The sequence below is a fragment of the Curtobacterium sp. PhB130 genome, from assembly GCF_003755165.1.
Classification (GTDB): Bacteria; Actinomycetota; Actinomycetes; order Actinomycetales; family Microbacteriaceae; genus Curtobacterium.
Window position 1 is genome coordinate 64,562 of the sequence record NZ_RKII01000007.1, and the last position, 15,709, is coordinate 80,270.

General features: G+C 73.1%; 13 protein-coding genes. 6 read left to right on the top strand and 7 right to left on the bottom strand.

The genetic code is table 11. The annotated features are described in order from the left end of the window. The first annotated feature begins 52 nt into the window (after positions 1-52). Positions 53-613: an MOSC domain-containing protein gene (locus EDF24_RS06145; protein ID WP_260233369.1), complete on the top strand. Its 561-nt coding sequence runs from the start codon at positions 53-55 to the stop codon at positions 611-613. A gap of 54 nt (positions 614-667) precedes the next feature. Here EDF24_RS06145 and EDF24_RS06150 read toward each other — a convergent pair whose 3' ends face one another. Further along, entirely contained in the window at positions 668-1,531 is an 864-nt protein-coding gene (locus EDF24_RS06150; RefSeq protein ID WP_185021580.1) for an SMP-30/gluconolactonase/LRE family protein, read from the bottom strand. A 59-nt stretch (positions 1,532-1,590) separates the two neighbouring features. Further along, positions 1,591-3,042: a serine hydrolase gene (locus EDF24_RS06155; RefSeq protein ID WP_185021581.1), complete on the bottom strand. Its 1,452-nt coding sequence runs from the start codon at positions 3,040-3,042 to the stop codon at positions 1,591-1,593. A gap of 48 nt (positions 3,043-3,090) precedes the next feature. Here EDF24_RS06155 and EDF24_RS06160 point away from each other — a divergent pair, with 48 nt between their 5' ends. Next, positions 3,091-3,708: a DinB family protein gene (locus EDF24_RS06160; RefSeq protein WP_123701572.1), complete on the top strand. Its 618-nt coding sequence runs from the start codon at positions 3,091-3,093 to the stop codon at positions 3,706-3,708. A gap of 35 nt (positions 3,709-3,743) precedes the next feature. Further along, entirely contained in the window at positions 3,744-4,364 is a 621-nt protein-coding gene (locus tag EDF24_RS06165; RefSeq protein WP_123701574.1) for a DUF402 domain-containing protein, read from the top strand. Between the two features lie 63 nt (positions 4,365-4,427). Here EDF24_RS06165 and EDF24_RS06170 read toward each other — a convergent pair whose 3' ends face one another. Then, complete coding sequence (locus EDF24_RS06170; protein WP_123701577.1) at positions 4,428-5,225, bottom strand: heme ABC transporter ATP-binding protein; 798 nt, start codon at positions 5,223-5,225, stop codon at positions 4,428-4,430. Beyond that, entirely contained in the window at positions 5,222-6,292 is a 1,071-nt protein-coding gene (locus EDF24_RS06175) for an iron ABC transporter permease (RefSeq protein WP_123701579.1), read from the bottom strand. Before EDF24_RS06175 ends, EDF24_RS06170 begins: the two co-directional genes overlap by 4 nt. Positions 6,293-6,334: 42 nt before the next feature. On the opposite strand from EDF24_RS06175, the gene EDF24_RS06180 reads away from it, so the two are divergent. The 3 genes from EDF24_RS06180 to EDF24_RS06190 all read left to right on the top strand — a co-directional run bounded on the left by EDF24_RS06180 (position 6,335) and on the right by EDF24_RS06190 (position 11,503). Then, positions 6,335-7,429: a hemin ABC transporter substrate-binding protein gene (locus EDF24_RS06180; protein WP_123701581.1), complete on the top strand. Its 1,095-nt coding sequence runs from the start codon at positions 6,335-6,337 to the stop codon at positions 7,427-7,429. Positions 7,430-7,608: 179 nt separating this feature from the next. Continuing rightward, complete coding sequence (locus EDF24_RS06185; RefSeq protein WP_123701583.1) at positions 7,609-10,683, top strand: HtaA domain-containing protein; 3,075 nt, start codon at positions 7,609-7,611, stop codon at positions 10,681-10,683. Beyond that, the gene (locus EDF24_RS06190; protein WP_185021582.1) at positions 10,676-11,503 is read left to right on the top strand and encodes an HtaA domain-containing protein; all 828 of its coding nucleotides are present in this window, start codon (positions 10,676-10,678) and stop codon (positions 11,501-11,503) included. Before EDF24_RS06185 ends, EDF24_RS06190 begins: the two co-directional genes overlap by 8 nt. A 73-nt stretch (positions 11,504-11,576) precedes the next feature. Here EDF24_RS06190 and EDF24_RS06195 read toward each other — a convergent pair whose 3' ends face one another. From EDF24_RS06195 to EDF24_RS06205, 3 genes are read right to left on the bottom strand one after another with little or no spacing between them, the layout of a single operon-like run. Continuing rightward, on the bottom strand, positions 11,577-12,869 hold the full coding sequence (locus EDF24_RS06195; protein WP_123701587.1) for a transporter: 1,293 nt from the start codon (positions 12,867-12,869) through the stop codon (positions 11,577-11,579). Between the two features lie 3 nt (positions 12,870-12,872). Then, positions 12,873-13,541, bottom strand: a complete 669-nt coding sequence (locus EDF24_RS06200; protein WP_123701589.1) for a hypothetical protein — start codon at positions 13,539-13,541, stop codon at positions 12,873-12,875. After that, positions 13,538-15,679, bottom strand: coding sequence for a hydantoinase/oxoprolinase family protein (locus EDF24_RS06205; protein ID WP_123701591.1), 2,142 nt, complete (start codon positions 15,677-15,679; stop codon positions 13,538-13,540). Before EDF24_RS06205 ends, EDF24_RS06200 begins: the two co-directional genes overlap by 4 nt. Positions 15,680-15,709 lie beyond the last annotated feature (30 nt).

Genomic DNA, 15,709 nt, shown 5'->3' on the forward strand with positions numbered 1-15,709 from the left:
CGTGTCCGTGCCGATGCTGGTCCGGACGCGGCCGTTCGGCGACGCTGGTGCCGTGAGCACGAACTCGGAGGACCAGCCCCACGTCGTCGCGGTCAGCACGGACGGTACCCATCGCTTCAGCAAGCCGGTGGTGGACCACGTCGTCCTCATCGAGGGGTGGGGCATCGACGGTGACGCCCACGCCGGAACGACCGTCCAGCACCGGTCCCGCGTTGCCCGCGACCCCTCCCAACCGAACCTGCGGCAGGTGCACCTGCTGCACGCCGAGCTGTTCGACGAGGTGGCGGACGCCGGGTTCGACGTCGCTCCGGGACAGATGGGCGAGAACATCACGACCCGTGGCATCGACCTGCTCGGCCTGCCGACGGGGGCGTTGCTGCACATCGGGGCCGATGCGTGTGTCCGGGTCACGGGCTTGCGGAACCCGTGCCAGCAGATCAACGGGTTCGAGCCCGGGCTGCTGCGCGCGGTCCTCGGGCGTGCGCAGGACGGTTCGGTCGAGCGCAAGGGCGGGGTGATGGGGGTCGTGGTCGCCGGGGGCACGGTGCGCGCGGGCGACACCGTGCGGGTCGAGCTGCCGGTCGGCGAGCGGACGCCGTTGGCCCCGGTCTAGCCCCCGCCGGCGTTCGCGCCGGCGTTCGCGCTGGCGCGACGCCTCGCGCCGGGGTCAGGCGCCGGGGACCGCCACCCGCACCGCGCTGATGCGCCCGGCACGGGTCTGCGCCGTCGTCGCCGGGTCGTAGCTGTCCGCCGTCGCCAGGTAGAGCGTCCGGCCGTCCGGGCCGCCGAGCGCGCAGTCGATCGCGCGCCGGCCCGGAGCGTCGATGCGGTCCGTGACCTCGCCGCCCTCGACGACGCGGAGGAACTCGCCGGTGTCGACCGAGCAGACCCAGATCGCACCCTCGCTGTCGACGGTGCTGCCGTCGGGCGTCACGCCGTCCGGCAGCGCCGCCCACTCCCGTCGCCCGGTCAGCGACCCGTCCTGCTCGATGTCGAACGCGGTGAGGCGGCCACCCCAGGTCTCGCTGACGACGAGTGTCCGGGTGCCGGGGAGCACGTTCGCGCTGTTCGGGAACACCAGGCCGTCGGCGGCGAGGCGGGAGGAGCCGTCCTGGTCGATGACGTAGAGCGGTCCGGGGCGGAGCTCCTCGCCGCCGTACAGGTCGTAGCCGAAGGCGCCGATGTAGGTCCGTCCGGTCACGGTGTCGACGACCAGGTCGTTGAGGAGCGACGACTCGACCCCGGACAGGTCGGCGAACACCGACGTGGCTCCGTCAGCTGCGACCGCCACGACGGTGCGCGACTCCATCGAGCTGACGATCAGGCGACCGTCGGCGAGCCACCCGAGCCCCGAGGACTGCCCGTCGACCGTGGTCTCGAGACGCGGGCCGGCGTCCGATGCCGGATCGATCGAGAAGACCTCGCCGGTGTGCATGTCCGAGTACCAGAGCCGACCGTCGTGCCAGCGGTTCCCCTCGGGGAAGCGGATGTCGGTGACGACGTCGGTCGTGGAGTCCAGGGTGGTGTGCACCGGACCAGCCTGCCAGGCGCGACCCGAGCCTCCTGTCCGGATGCGGTGCCGGGCCGCGTTCAGGACCGCCGCTCGGCCACCCGACCCTTGGCGAGGAGCCGGAACCGGCCGTGGCGGTCGGGGTCGACGAAGTCGACCGTGCCGCTGAGCGTGCCGTCGGCGCCGATGATCCCGAAGGTGTCCCGCTCGATCGGGCGGAGCTCGTTCCTCGTGGCAGTCGGCGACGCCCCGGCCGTGCGGTACATGGCAGCGCCCTCGCGCACCGGTTCCTCGGCGAGCCAGAGCCGTCCGTCTGCATCGTGGGTGACCTCGGACTCGGTCTGCCTGGTGGCGTAGCGACCGGTGTACGGCGTCGCGTCGGTGACGCGGCGTGCGGGGCTCGGCACGGGCGCTGTCGTTGCCGGAGCGATGTCGGCGAACTCGGCGAACAACGGGTCCAGCAGGTCACGGGCGAGCCGCCCGCCGACGTCCGCGTTGGTGACGACGGCGGCGGCCACCGACCGGTCGGGTGCGATGGCCAGCTGGGTGGCCACACCGGGGGCTCCGCCGCCGTGCTCGGCGATGCCCGGCCGGAGCAGGGCCCAGCCCAGCGACTGGTACGACGGCACGGAGCCGACACCCCGGAGTGGCACCTCGGGACGGAGCATCATCGCGACCGAGGTCTCCGAGAGCAGCCGCTGACCGGTCGGGGTCACCCCGTGGGACAGGAAGAGCTGCCCCAGGGCGAGGAGGCCCCGCGCGGACATGGCGAGCTGGTTGCCGGCGGCCGGGTTCGACGGCGGCATGAGGGCCCACTCGCGGGACGGTCCGAGCTCGTCGGTGTGCGAGACGGTGTCCGAGGCGGCGTCCGAGACGGTGTCCGGACCGGTGTCCGTCCGGTGGACGTGGCCGATCGCGGTGCTGTACGCCAGGGCCTGGCTCGCGGAGAACGCCACCTGCTCGATGCCCAGCGGCTCGAGCAGGTACCGCCGGAGTGCCTGCTCGTACGGCAGCCCGCGCGTGGTCTCGACCAGCCGTCCGAGGGTGCCGTAGCCCGCGTTGCAGTACGACCACCGCTCGCCCGGCGCGCTGTGCTGCGCGGCCTGGCTCACGAGGTCGCGGACGAACCGGTCGAGCGCGTCGGGGCCCGAGGTGGTGGGCTGCCAGAGGTCTCCCTCGAAGCCCCCGGTGTGGGTCAGGAGGTGCCGGACGGTGATCCTCGCGCTGGCTGCCTCGTCGGCGGTCCGGAACTCCGGTAGGGACGAGCGGACGGGTTCGTCGAGCTCGACGAGCCCGTCGTCGACGAGCTGCATGACGAGCGTCGCCGTGAACACCTTCGTGATGGACTGGATCTGGAAGAGCGAGTCAGGGGTGACCGGGGTGCCCGTCCGGGTGTTGAGGACCCCGTGGGTCGCCTCGACCACATCGGTCCCCAGCGAGAACGCCACCGCCGCGCCGGGGACGCCGTGCTGCTCGCCGAGGCGGGTCAGGTCGTCCTGGACGCGGGCTCGCAGTTCCGTCGTGGTCGTCATGCCGTCCAGCATGCCCTGCCGGGCGAGCGGACCCGTAGGCTCCACGCCATGGCCACGAACCAGCGTCTCGAGCCGCTGCTCGAACAGTACGACTTCGCGACGGAGCGACTCCTCACGCGCCTGGCGGGGCCGTCGAGCGACTCGGGTGACGGCCGCGAGGTCGAGGTGCCGCCGCTGACGGACGACGAGTACCGCTGGGAGCCGGTGGACGCGTGCTGGTCGGTACGCAGGCGCACCGACGGTCCCGGTCGGGGTGCGGTGAAGCTCATCGGCGCCGGGGAGTGGGGACGCGACGGTGCCCCCGAGAGCCCGTGGCCGCCGCCGATCACGACGATCGCCTGGCGGCTCGACCACCTCTCCGAGACCCTGGCCGGCCGTGCGAGCCACCTCGGGGGCGACCGGACGTTCGACCGCACGCGCTGGGAGTCACGAGGGGACGCTGCCGGAGCCATCGAGCAGTTCCGCGACGCCGCAGCCGCCTGGCGTCGGGCGCTGCTGTCGGTCGACGAGTCCGATCACGACCGGACCGGTCTGAGCAGCTACCCGTACGGCAGCGACGCCGAGGAGACGCTCCCGTCCATGGTGTGGTGGGAGAACCAGGAGATCCTGCACCACGGCGCCGAGATCGCGCTGCTCCGGGACCTCTACGCACACCGCGCGCGCTGAGCCGCACGTGGACCTGACCTCCTAGGCTCGCGTCCATGGACCTGGGCACGACACTCCTGCGGTACCGCTACCCGGACGGTCGGCTGCAAGCGGCCTTCCCGATCCGACTCGTCGAGTCCGCGCCCGAACGGCTGGTGGGGTGGTTGCCGGTCGGGTCGGAGATCGCCTACTGGGCGACGTCCGACGGTGCCGACCCCCGGACGGTCCCGCTGGAGGCCCGGTTCCGGCAAGCGCTCGGGACGGGCCGTCGGACGTGGAGCGGCGGCAGCGTGCTCCGGGTGATCCCGTACCGCGAGCGTTGGCAGGTCCTGCACTTCTGGGATGCCGACGGGGTGTTCACCGGCTGGTACGTGAACCTGGAATCCGAGAAGCGGGTGGACCAGCACGGTGTCGTCGCGGTCGACTGGCACCTCGACCTGCTGATCGCACCGGACTTCGAGGTCACCTGGAAGGACGAGGACGAGGCCGCAGCGGCTGTCGGGACCGAGTACCTCCGCGAGCAGGACCTCGCGGCGGCCCGCCGGACGGGGGAGCGGATCGCCGCTGACCCGCGGCGGTTCATCGACTCCGTCGGGCACTGGGAAGACCGCAGGCCGTCGTCCGGGGCCGGCCGAGCGCTGGTGTTGCCGACGGGATGGGACACCCCGGACCCCTGAGTGGGCGCACGGTGGGCACATGACGGACGGGAGGCCCGGTGCCAGCTGGCACCGGGCCTCCCGTCAGCGGCGCACGCGCCCACGGCGGTCCGGGACGACGAGGACCGCTCCGGTCAGCGGGTCGGCGACGACGACGACCGGGTGTGCGTAGACCGCTGAGACCCGGTCCGCGGTCAGGACCTCGTCGGGCTCGCCGACGGCGACGAGTTGCCCGTCGGCGAGCAGTGCGATCCGGTCCGCGTAGGCGGCCGCGAGCGTCAGGTCGTGCAGCACGACGACGACGGTCCACCCGTCGTCGGCGAGGCGTCGTGACTCGGTGAGCACGTCCTCCTGGTGTCCGATGTCGAGTGACGCCGTCGGCTCGTCGAGCAGGAGCGTGCCGGTGCGCTGCGCGAGAGCCCGCGCGAACGTGACCCGCGCCCGTTCGCCGCCGGACAGGGACGGCATCGGGCGGTCGGCGAGGTGCGTCACCCCCGCTGCGGCGAGTGCTGCGGTGACGGCGTCGTCGTCCTCGTCCTCGTGCGGGGTGCGCGCCCACGGTGCCCTGGCCATCCTGACGACGTCCGCCGCCGGGAAGGGGAACGCGATCGTGTGGTCCTGGGGCATCACGGCACGGAGCCTCGCGAGGTCGCGAGGACGGCTCGACGCGACGTCCAGGCCGCCGAGCCGGACGGATCCGGCCTGCAGGGGGACGTCCCCGGACAGTGCCGCGAGCAGGGTCGACTTGCCCGCGCCGTTCGGTCCGATCACCGCGACGAGCTCACCGGGCTCGACCCGCAGCGACACCCCGCCGAGGACGGTTCGTCCGCCGAGCTGGACGGTGACCGCGTCGACTTCGATCGTCGATCCGGCCGGGGTCATGCCCAGCCCCCGGACCGGCGGCGGGTCCGCCTGAGCAGCCAGAAGAAGAACGGCCCGCCGACGAGCGAGGTGAGCAGGCCGAGCGGCAGGTCCGCGTTCGGGACGAGCGAGCGCGCGACGGTGTCGGCCACGAGCACGAGTGCGCCACCGCCGAGGGTGCTCGTCAGCAGCAGGGGACCGTGCGCCGGACCGATCAGCATCCGCATGAGGTGCGGCACGACCAGCCCGACGAAGGCGACGATGCCCGTGAACGCCACGCCGATGCCGACGAGCAGTGCGACGAGCACGATGGCGACGACCCGCAGTCGCTCGACGTCGACGCCGAGGTGGCGCGCCGGGCGCTCGCCGAGTGCGAGGAGGTCGAGCGAGCGGGTGAGCGTGACGGACCCGGCGAGACCGATCGCGATCACGGGCAGGGCGACGAGCACCTCGGACCAGAGCGCGCCGTTGACGCTGCCGAGCTGCCAGAAGACGATCTGCTCGCGGGCCTGCTGGTCGGCGAGGAAGGTCATGAGCGCGATCCCCGCTCCCGCGAACGCGTTCACCGCGATGCCGGTCAGGACGAGCGTGACGACCTCGGTCCGGCCGCCGGAGCGGGAGAGCAGGTACACCGCGAGCGTCGTGGCGAGACCGGTGCAGAACGCCAGCGCCGGGGTGGTCCAGGTACCGACGGTCGCGACGCCGGAGACGACACCGAACGAGGCGCCGAGCGCGGCGCCGGAGGACACGCCGACGACGGAGGGGTCGGCGAGGGGGTTCGCGAACACCGCCTGCATGAGCGTGCCCGCGGCGGCGAGTGCGGCGCCGACCAGGACGGCGAGCGCCACCCGGGGGAGACGGACGCCGGTGAGGACGCGATCGGCGAGCAGGTGCGCGGGGTCAGCCGGAGCGAGGTGCAGGGTGCGCAGGATCCCCGGCACGACCTCGCCGGCGGGGACCGGGTACTGCCCGACGGCTGCTGCCAGGACGGCCGAGACGACGAGCAGGGCGACGAGCACGAGGGTCGCGAGCGTGATCCGACCGGGTCGGACGCGTGTGCGTGGGACGGAGGCGGTTCGCTGCAGCATCGGTTCGCAGTGTAGCGCCAACTAAGGCTAGCCTTACCTCACATGAGGAGAAGTCCGTTCGTCGTCGCACTCCCGATCGTCCTCGTCGCCGCCCTGGTCGGGTGCTCTGGTGGTGGGGAGGCCACTTCGGTGGCCTCGGGCTCCGCCGCGGCCGAGCAGCCGATCTCCGCGCTCCGGCCGGGGACCGACGCCGTCGACCTGATCGGACCGAGCACCGCACGGCTCGAGCGCGACGACGTCGAACCACTCGTCGAACCCGGGGGCGCGCAGCTGCCGGCGACGGTGACGTCGCACGACCTCGGCGGCGACTCGGAGCAGACCGTGACGCACACCGACCGAGTGCTCGCGCTCGACGTGTCCGGGTCGCTCGCCGCCACGGTCGTGGGGCTCGGCCTCGGCGACCACCTGGTCGGGCGTGACGTGTCGAGCACCTTCTCGAGTGTCCGGAAGCTCCCCGTCGTCACGCAGGACGGGCACTCGATCAACGCCGAGGCCGTGCTGTCGCTCGAACCGGACGTCGTGCTGACGGACGGCACCATCGGTCCGACCGACGTCGTCGAGCAGCTCCGGCAGTCCGGCGTCACCGTGGTCTACGTCGAGAACGAGCCGAGCCCCGACGGTGCTGCGGAGCTCGCACGACAGACCGCTGCCGCCCTCGGGGTGCCCGCGGCGGGTGCGTCACTGGCCACGGAGCTGGCCGAGCGGATCGCCGCGACGGGGCGCGACGTCGCGGCACTCGCCGATCGGGCATCGAGCCGGCCGCTCCGGATCGCCTTCCTGTACCTGCGCGGGACGAGCGGCGTCTACTACCTGCTCGGCGAGGGCACCGGCGCGGACGCGCTCGCGACGGCCCTCGGCGGCGTCGACGTCGCGGCGGAGATCGGCTGGGACGGTGCCCGCCCGATGACGGACGAGGCCCTCGTCGCCGCAGACGCGGACGTGTACCTCGTGATGACCGGCGGGCTGGAGTCCGTCGGGGGTGTGGACGGGCTGCTCGAGGCGAAGCCCGCGGTCGGGCTCACCCCGGCCGGGGAGCACCGACGGTTCGTCGACATGGCCGGCGGGCAGATCCTGAGCTTCGGTCCGCGCACGCCGGCGGTGCTCGACGCGCTGGCCCGTGCGGTGTACGCCCCGTGACGCGGTCCGCGCTCTCGAATCCTGGCGTCCGCCCTGCCTGACTAAGGTAAGGCTTGCCTTGGTTAGGTGAACCTAATACTGTCAGCTCCGACAGGTCCGGCTCTGCCGGGCCGCCCCGGCTGCACCGCCGGCGGCAAGCAGCCGGCAGTGCCGGCGGACGAACCAGGAGCAACGACCCCGTGATCACGACGCGCACCCGAACGCGGTCCGTCGTCGCCATGGCACTCGCAGCGCTCGTCGCAGGAGGTGCTGCGCTGACCGGCGCAGCGCCCGCGACGGCAGCGGAGTCGCCCGCGACGGCAGGATCGCTCAGCTGGGGCATCGACACCTCGTACAGCACGATCTTCGCGAACTACCGGAACGCCACCGCTCCGGCGGCGTTCGACGGGGCGACGGCCAGCTGGCCGCTGGCCACCGGTGACGGCAGCGGCTACGACGACGCGACCGGGACGGGCACCCTGCGGTTCTCCGGTGCGGTGCGCATCGGGTACATGACCGGCGCACAGCAGGTCGGCGTGAGCGCGGGCAACTACGTGTACCTCGAGTCCCCGACGGTCAGCATCGACGGCGACACCGCGACGCTCTCCGCCGTCACCGCGGGATCGTCGCACGACCTCGACCCGGCGTTGCCGACCACGGCGAAGGCGGAGCGGACGTTCGCCACCATCGACCTCGGCGCGGCACAGCGGTCCTCGACGGACGACACCGTGACCTGGACGGCGGCCCCGGCGGCGATCACCGACCAGGGCGCGCAGGTCTTCGCACGGTTCGCATCCGCGAGCGACACCGCGCCGGAGCAGCGCGCGGTGGGCAGCGCCCTCGACCCCGTGACCATCACGGTCGACCGCGAACTGGTGACGGAGGAGCCGGGCGACGGCGACGACACGCCCGGCGACGGCGGCAGCACGCCGACTCCGGGCGCCGAGACCAGCACCACCACCGTGACCGCGGGGCCGGCAGCACCGGTCACCGCCGGCACGCCGACCACCGTGACCGCGACCGTGACGGGAGGCACGGCTTCCCCGACGGGATCCGTCACCTTCACCGACACCCCGGCCGGCAGCGCCTCGCCCACCACCCTGGGCACCGTCCCGCTGGGCACCGACGGCACGGCCGCCTGGACCGGCGCGCTCGGCGCCGGTGGCCACTCGCTCTCCGCCGCGTACGCGGGCGACACCACGTACGCCGCGTCCTCGGGCGTCCTGTCCGGCCGTGGCGGCGCCGCGGCGAGCTACGGCGTCGTCGACGTCTCCGAGCCGACCACCTGCACGACGGGCTCCGGCGCCACGACGGTCGACGGCCTCTCCGCCACGTGGGACTGGTCGGCGTACAGCAGCGAGTGGACCAAGACCGCGACCGGCGACGACGTCGCGGTGGACGGTCAGGACTTCGTGCTCTCGAACGGTGTGGCGTCGGTCGACACCTCGTGCGCCACGGTCGCGTTCACCGGCGCGATCCGCGTCGCCGCCTACACCGCGTACTTCCCCACCGCGGGGCAGTGGGTCGAGCTCGTCGACCCGATCCTGTCGATCGCCGCCGACGGGACCGGTGCGTGGAGCGCCGGCGTCCGGAGCGGCACGTCGACCGACAACGACGACGCCCCGGTCCGGACGGTCGTCGCGCGGGTCGCCGGTGCATCGCTGCCCGACCTCACCGCGGACGGCACACTGTCGGCTCCGCTCGCCTTCGACGGCACGACCGCAGCGGGCACGTGGGACACGACCCGTACCGACGCCTGGTCCAACGCGTTCGTGATGCGCGTCCCGAGCGCCGTCCGTGCCTTCTACCACGGCACCGCGACCGCGACGAAGAACGCGGAGAAGGCGCCGTCGCCCGTCGAGGTCAATTGGACCGGCGCGTCCTCCGAGCCCGGTACCGACCCCGAGCAGCCCGGTCCCGACCCCGAGCAGCCCGGCACCGACCCTGGCCTCCCTGGCGCCGGCGGCGGCGACGCGTCGCTCTCCGGCAACCTCGCCTGGGGGTTCAAGAGCTCGTGGCGCTCCTACCTCGCCACCATCGCGCACGGCACCACCACGGTGTCCGACGGCGCGACGATCTCCGGTGACCGCTTCGTGTTCCCGCAGGCCGAGGGCGGCGACTTCGACCCGGCCACGGGAATCGGGACCATCCGCTACTCCGGGGCCGTCGACTTCGTCAGCGCGGCGCACGGCTTCGACATCGCCCTGCGCGACCCGTGGATCGTGACCGACGCCTCCGGTGCCTCCACACTGACCGCCGCGGTCTCCACCTCGGACACCGCCGGGCTCGGCGACACGGCGCGGGTCACCGTCGCGGACCTCGGGACGGGCCCGACCACCAGGACGTCCGCGCAGCTGCTCCGGGTGGCCGCGGCACAGAACACCTGGACGGACGTCGCCGGGAACTTCTCCGACACGCTCGGACCCGACGGCTGGGTGCAGTACCGCGGTCAGGCGATCGACCCCGTCTCCTTCGGGTACGACGCGGCCGTTGCCGACCCCGGCACGACCGACCCGACCACGCCGGTCGTCGAGGTCCCCGCTGCCGGCGACACCGACGCCGGCACGGGTGCAGCGGGCTCGAACGCCGCGGCCGGCGCGACGTGCACCGCGAACACGGTGTCTGGTGCCTCCCTCACCTGGGGCTTCAAGGAGAGCTTCCGGAACTACACGACCGGCTCGATCGCCAAGGGGGCCATCGCCCTGCACGGGGTCAGCGCGACCGGCGGCGGTTGGACCTGGTCCGGTGGCACCGGTGCGCTCAACACCGCGGCGACCACCGGGCGCGTGGGTTGGACGGGCGGTGTCGAGTTCACCGGGCACAACGGCCTGATGGACGTCACCCTCAGCAACCCGACGGTGCGGCTCTCCGGCCCGGGCACCGCGACCCTCGTCGCGGACGTCACGAGCACGGCGCTCGACGGCGGAGCGGACGTGCGTCTGGCGCAGGCCGCGATCGCGACGCTCGACCTCGACGGCGGCACGCGGAGCGGCACGAGCTGGCAGGGGGTCCCCGCCACGCTGACCGCCACCGGAGCGACTGCGTTCTCCGGCTTCTACTCCGCCGGCACCGCGCTCGACCCCGTGTCGTTCAGCCTGCCGACCGGCGGTGCGACGGCCTGCGACGGCACCACCGACCCGCAGTTGGCGTTCACCGGCACCGACGTCTCCGGTCCGGCCGGCGTCGCCGCCGTGCTCCTCGCCCTCGGCATCGCGATGCTGGTCGCGCGTCGGCGCCGTCACCTCCGCGACACGGCGGCGGTCGCCAGTGCGTGATGCCCTGACGCTCGGGCTGGCCGGGACGGTCGTGGCGCTCGCCGCGGCCGTCCCGGCCCTCGGGGTGTCCTCGGCGTCCGCAGCGACGACGACCCCGGGCTGCACGGTCGCAGAAGCCACCCTGACCTGGGGCTTCAAGGAGTCGTTCCGGTCGTACATCAGCGGATCCATCGCGAAGGGGAGCTGGACGACGGCCGACGGCGCCACCTACACGACGCCGTCGTTCGGGTGGTCCGGCGGCTCGGGCACCACCGACGTCTCCGGTGCGGGCACCGTCGGGTGGACGGGGTCCGTGCGCTTCACGGGGCACGGCGGGATCCTCGACACGACGATCGCCGACCCCATGATCGAGGTCACCGGACCGACCTCGGCGATGCTGCACCTCGACGTCCGCGGTACCACCCAGGACGGTGCTGCGATCGACGAACTCGACGTGTCGTTCGCGACGCTCGACCTCACCGCACACCCCGTCGACCCGGCCGCGGGGACCGTCGTGCTCGACGCCGCTGCCGCCACCCTCACGCAGGAGGGGGCGACGGCGTTCGGCACCTACCCCGCGGGCACCGCGCTCGACCCGGTGTCCGCATCGATCCCGGTCAGCTGCGCCGATCCCACCCCGACGCCGTCCGCGACACCCGTGCCCGCCGTCGTGGCTCCCACGTCGACGGTGAGCCCGGCTGCCGTCTCGACAGATCACGGACCAGGGGGAGCCGGCACCGCGCTCGGTATCGGGATCGGAGCGGCGGCAAGCGCGGCGGCGGCCGGTGCGACCGCGTTCGTCGTCGTGCGCCGGCGACGAGCGGCCGATCCGTCACCCTGACCAGATCGGCCGCCCGCGGGCACGTCGTCGGCACAGCGAGTGCGCGGGGCCGGGGCCCTTCGAGTGCCCGTCGTCAGAGGTACTTGACCGCCGACAGGACGATGCCCGCGATCGCCACGACCCAGACGTACGGCAGCACCCGGACCATCACGGCCTGCGGCGAGACCCCCGCGTACTGGGACGCCCACACGGTCTGGGTGCTCGTGGGGTCGGCGACGCCGAACACCTGGTTGTACGAGGTCATCAGCCCGAGGACGGCCATCGGCGAGTAGAAGCCGATCGCGGTCATCGCACCGGCGATCCCCGCCCCGAGTCCGAAGATGTTGAGCGGCCCGCGGTACAGGCACAGTGGGACGAGCACCGAGAACACGATGACGTAGAGCCAGATGTTCGTCGGGGCGACGGCCTCGACGATCGGTCGGAGTGCGGCGACCGATCCCGGCAGCCCGACGGCGGCGAGGAGCATGCCGATCGCGATGAACAGCGTGATCGGCGGGGCGGCGACCTTGAACCCGTCGTAGAGCGAACGCAGCATCGTGGTTCCCCAGAGGCCGGGCCGGGTCGTCGTGACGACGGCGAACAGCACGCCGGCGAGCAGCGACGGGATGATCGGCACCTGCAGGACGAGTGCCAGGACGATCGGGACGAGCGGGGTCAGCAGCGCGAACCACGGCGCGTCGCCCAGGCGTCGACGTCGGCTCACCACGACACGTGTCCCGTCGGCCGGGGCTGCCAGGGACCAGGCGTGCACGGTTCCGCGTCGCCGGGTCTCGACGATGACGTACGCGACCGCTGCTGCGGCGGCGAACGGGAACAGCAGGATCATGAACGACCGCACCTGCGGGATGGGGAGGTGCAGGGCGGTCGAGAAGAACTGCCAGACCGGCAGCTCGAACGGCACGCCGGCGCCGATGCCCATCAGGATGGTCCCGGCCGCGGTGACCTTCGGGACGCCGACCGCGATCATCGCGGGGATCCCGATGACCCCGGCGAGCAGGGCGGCGGGAGCGGAACCGGTCACCGCGCCGCAGAGCGCGGAGATGACGAGCACTCCGAGCGCGATCACGACGGGACGGTCGCCGCCGAACTCGACGGTCTTGCGGACCAGGGTCGCCGCGATCGCGGTGTCCCGCATCAGCGACCCGAGCCAGGAGCCGAGCAGGATGGCCACCATCGTGGACGCGAGGGTGATCGCGCCGTTCTGGATGACCGTGGTCAGCACGCTGTTCTCTGCGCCGACGAACGAGGCGCCACCGGCGAGGGCGATCGCCACCGCGAGCAGCACGAGGGCGAACGCCGTGGGGAGTTTGCCGGTGAGGATCAGGGCGACCCCGATCGCCATGATGACGATGATTGCGATGCCCATTGGTCAGTTCTCCTTCGGGTTCGAAGCGGCCCGCGCATCGTTGCGCGTCCGGATCGCGGCCGTCGCCGCTCGGGTGAGGAGGAGCGGGGACCGGGTGAGTCCGAGGCTCCTGGTGGCGAACGCGTGCGCGGCCACCTCGTCCGCGCCGGCGATGTACGCCAGCCGACGGAACCGGCCGAGGCGGAACACCTCGTGGTCGAGCGCCGCACGGAGGCCACGGGAGCGGTCGGCCGTGACGAGGTGGTGCGCCCGTTCGTGCTCGACGGCGGCGGCGCGCACCGAGCCGACGGGGAACAGGTGTCGCCACCCGAGGTCGTCGACGAGCTGCTCGCAGAACGCGATCGAGTCGGTGAACAGGTCGATCCGGTGGTGGCGGGCGTCGTACTGGGCGAGCAGCGCAGCCTCGAGACCACCCTCGTGCTCGACGATCTCCGGCGAGGGCGGACCGGCCGGCGAGGGCGAACCGGCCGACGAGGCCGAACCGCCCGGCGCCGAGCCCGCAAGCTCGGCGCCGAACGCGGTCGCCCGTGTCGCGTGCCGCAGCAGCTCCTCGTCGCTGCGGGACTCGTTCGTCGGCACGCCACGGAGCAGCCGTGCGCCGAGCTCGACGTCGTCCACGTCCTCGAGCGCGCGCAACGCCGCGGCCTCCGCCACGACGTCCACGACGTTCACGACCGGACCTCGAGCACGGCGACGAGCGACTCGGCCCGGTCGTGCCCCTCGACCTCGGTGCGCGCGAGCGACACGAGCTGCGACTCGTCGAGCACTCCGGACAGGTCGGCGATCCGCGGCCCGACGAGCAGCTGGAGCGCTGGTGCACGGGATCCCCCGTCGCCGTAGGAGGTGTGCTCGCTGATGAGCCGGGGGATGGCCTCGGCACCGGCGCCCGCCGTGGTCTGGTCCACCCGGGCATCGCCCGACGCGAAGCGGATGACGCCGTCGCGGTCGAGGACCCGGACGGGGTGCTTCGGCTTCCGGAGGAACCGACGTTCCTCCGGGGCGCCGAACACGACGTGGCTGTCGGTCGACGCGAGGACGGTCAGTGCCCGCGCGTCGACGCCGAGGCTGCCGGCGGCGACGGCACGGAGGTCGTCCTCGGTGAGTCGCGCCGTGCGGTCCTGCGTGCGGAGCTCGGTCGCCCCCGTGGCGACGGCACGGACGGTGTTCGACTGCGGGTCGACGGTGACGTCGACGGACACCTCGGCCGGAGCGGCACCCTGGCTGATCACCGCCTGTTCGGCCTCGCGGCGGACCGCCAGGATCTGCTCGTCGGTGGCGCCGGGGATCACCCGCTCGACCTGCTCGCGGATGAGTGCGAGCGCGACGCCGATCGGGCTGATCACCTCGCTGTGGTCGGCGATCCGCCAGGGCTTGCCCGAGCGTTCCCCGGCGTGGGGCGTCACCGAGGCGGCACCACCGCCACCGCCGACGAGCTGCACGGTCTCCTCGGGGATCCGGTAGTCCTCGACCATGCGTTCGACGACCGCGCGGACCGGGGCGACCCCGGCGTCGAGGACGGCGCGTGCGGCACCGTCGACGTCCGTGCCGAGCGCGTTCGCGAGCGGCGCCAGGGCGGCACGTGCGACCGCCCGGTCGGCGTGCGCGTAGTCGGACTCCGGCACCAGGCCGATGGCGTTGGCCGCGCACGTCATCGTGATCGCGAAGCGGCCACCGGCGGCGTCGACGACGACGTGGTCGGCCGGGTCCCCGTCGACCGGCGCGACCGTGGACAGCGTGGCGCCGTCCAGGTCGGCGAGCGTCGCGAAGCACGCGTAGGGGAGCCCCGCGATGTGCGCGCTGCGCGGGCCGACGTGCGTGACCTGCGCCGAGCCTCCCGCCCGGATGCGGACCATGGATCCGCCGCCGACGCCGACGGTGCGGACGTCGAGCGCCGACAGGTACGTCGAGCTGCCACCGAACTCGGTGTACTGCACCGCGACCTTGCCGCGGCGGATGACCGAGATGTCGGTGGAGGTCCCGCCGGTCTCGAGGAAGACGCCGTCGGAGAGCTTCTCCTGCATGAGTGCCCCGGCGACGCCTGCCGCCGGGCCGGACAGCACGGTGAGCAGCGGGCGGCGGCGCATCTCGTCGAGCGACATCACGCCGCCGTCGCACCGCATCACCATCAGCGGTGCGGTGATCCCGGCCGCGTCGATGCTCGACTGCACCAGGTCCGCCGTCGCGAACATCCGCGGCAGGATGACCGCGTTGAGCACGGCGGTCCGCGTCCGCTTGCTGAGCCCGTAGAGCGAGCTGATGTCGTGGGTCGCGGTCACGAGGAACCCGCGGTCGCGCGCCCGTTCGGTGATGCGTTCCTCACCGACGGGGTCGTCGACGGAGAACGGTTCGGTGACGACGACCGAGCGGATGCCCGCCTGCTCGAAGCGGTCGAGGACCCCGTCGACGTGCCGGTCGTCGTCGGCGCGGGGCACGTGCTCGTACGCGACGGGGAGCTTCTTGCCGTCCGCGATCTCGATCTTCGCGAGCCGCCGGAGCCGCTTCGCGAAGAACCCGGCCGGCCCGGTCCCGACGCCGATGAGGCCGACCGGGTCGACGTCGCCCTCGAGCAGGGCATTCGTCGCCTGGGTGGTGCCGTGCGCCAGGAACACGACGTCCTCGGCGGAGCGGCCGATCCGTTCGAGGAGCTGGTGCAGCGCCTCGACGATGCCGTGGGCGACGCCGTCGGGATGGTCGTGGCTGGTCGGGACCTTGGCCTGGCCGATGAGCTGCAGGGTGGCGGCGTCGATGGCGACCGCGTCGGTGAACGTGCCACCGACGTCGATGCCGATGCGCAGTGCGTTGGGTTTCACGTCGTTGTGACCTTTCGGGTGAGGAGGGAG

Coding starts and splice junctions, on each gene's coding strand:
- EDF24_RS06160 (WP_123701572.1), top strand. CDS start 3,091: ATGGCCACGAACCAGCGTCTCGAGCCGCTGCTCGAACAGTACGACTTC.
- EDF24_RS06155 (WP_185021581.1), bottom strand. CDS start 3,042: ATGACGACCACGACGGAACTGCGAGCCCGCGTCCAGGACGACCTGACC.
- EDF24_RS06165 (WP_123701574.1), top strand. CDS start 3,744: ATGGACCTGGGCACGACACTCCTGCGGTACCGCTACCCGGACGGTCGG.
- EDF24_RS06175 (WP_123701579.1), bottom strand. CDS start 6,292: ATGCTGCAGCGAACCGCCTCCGTCCCACGCACACGCGTCCGACCCGGT.
- EDF24_RS06180 (WP_123701581.1), top strand. CDS start 6,335: ATGAGGAGAAGTCCGTTCGTCGTCGCACTCCCGATCGTCCTCGTCGCC.
- EDF24_RS06170 (WP_123701577.1), bottom strand. CDS start 5,225: ATGACCCCGGCCGGATCGACGATCGAAGTCGACGCGGTCACCGTCCAG.
- EDF24_RS06195 (WP_123701587.1), bottom strand. CDS start 12,869: ATGGGCATCGCAATCATCGTCATCATGGCGATCGGGGTCGCCCTGATC.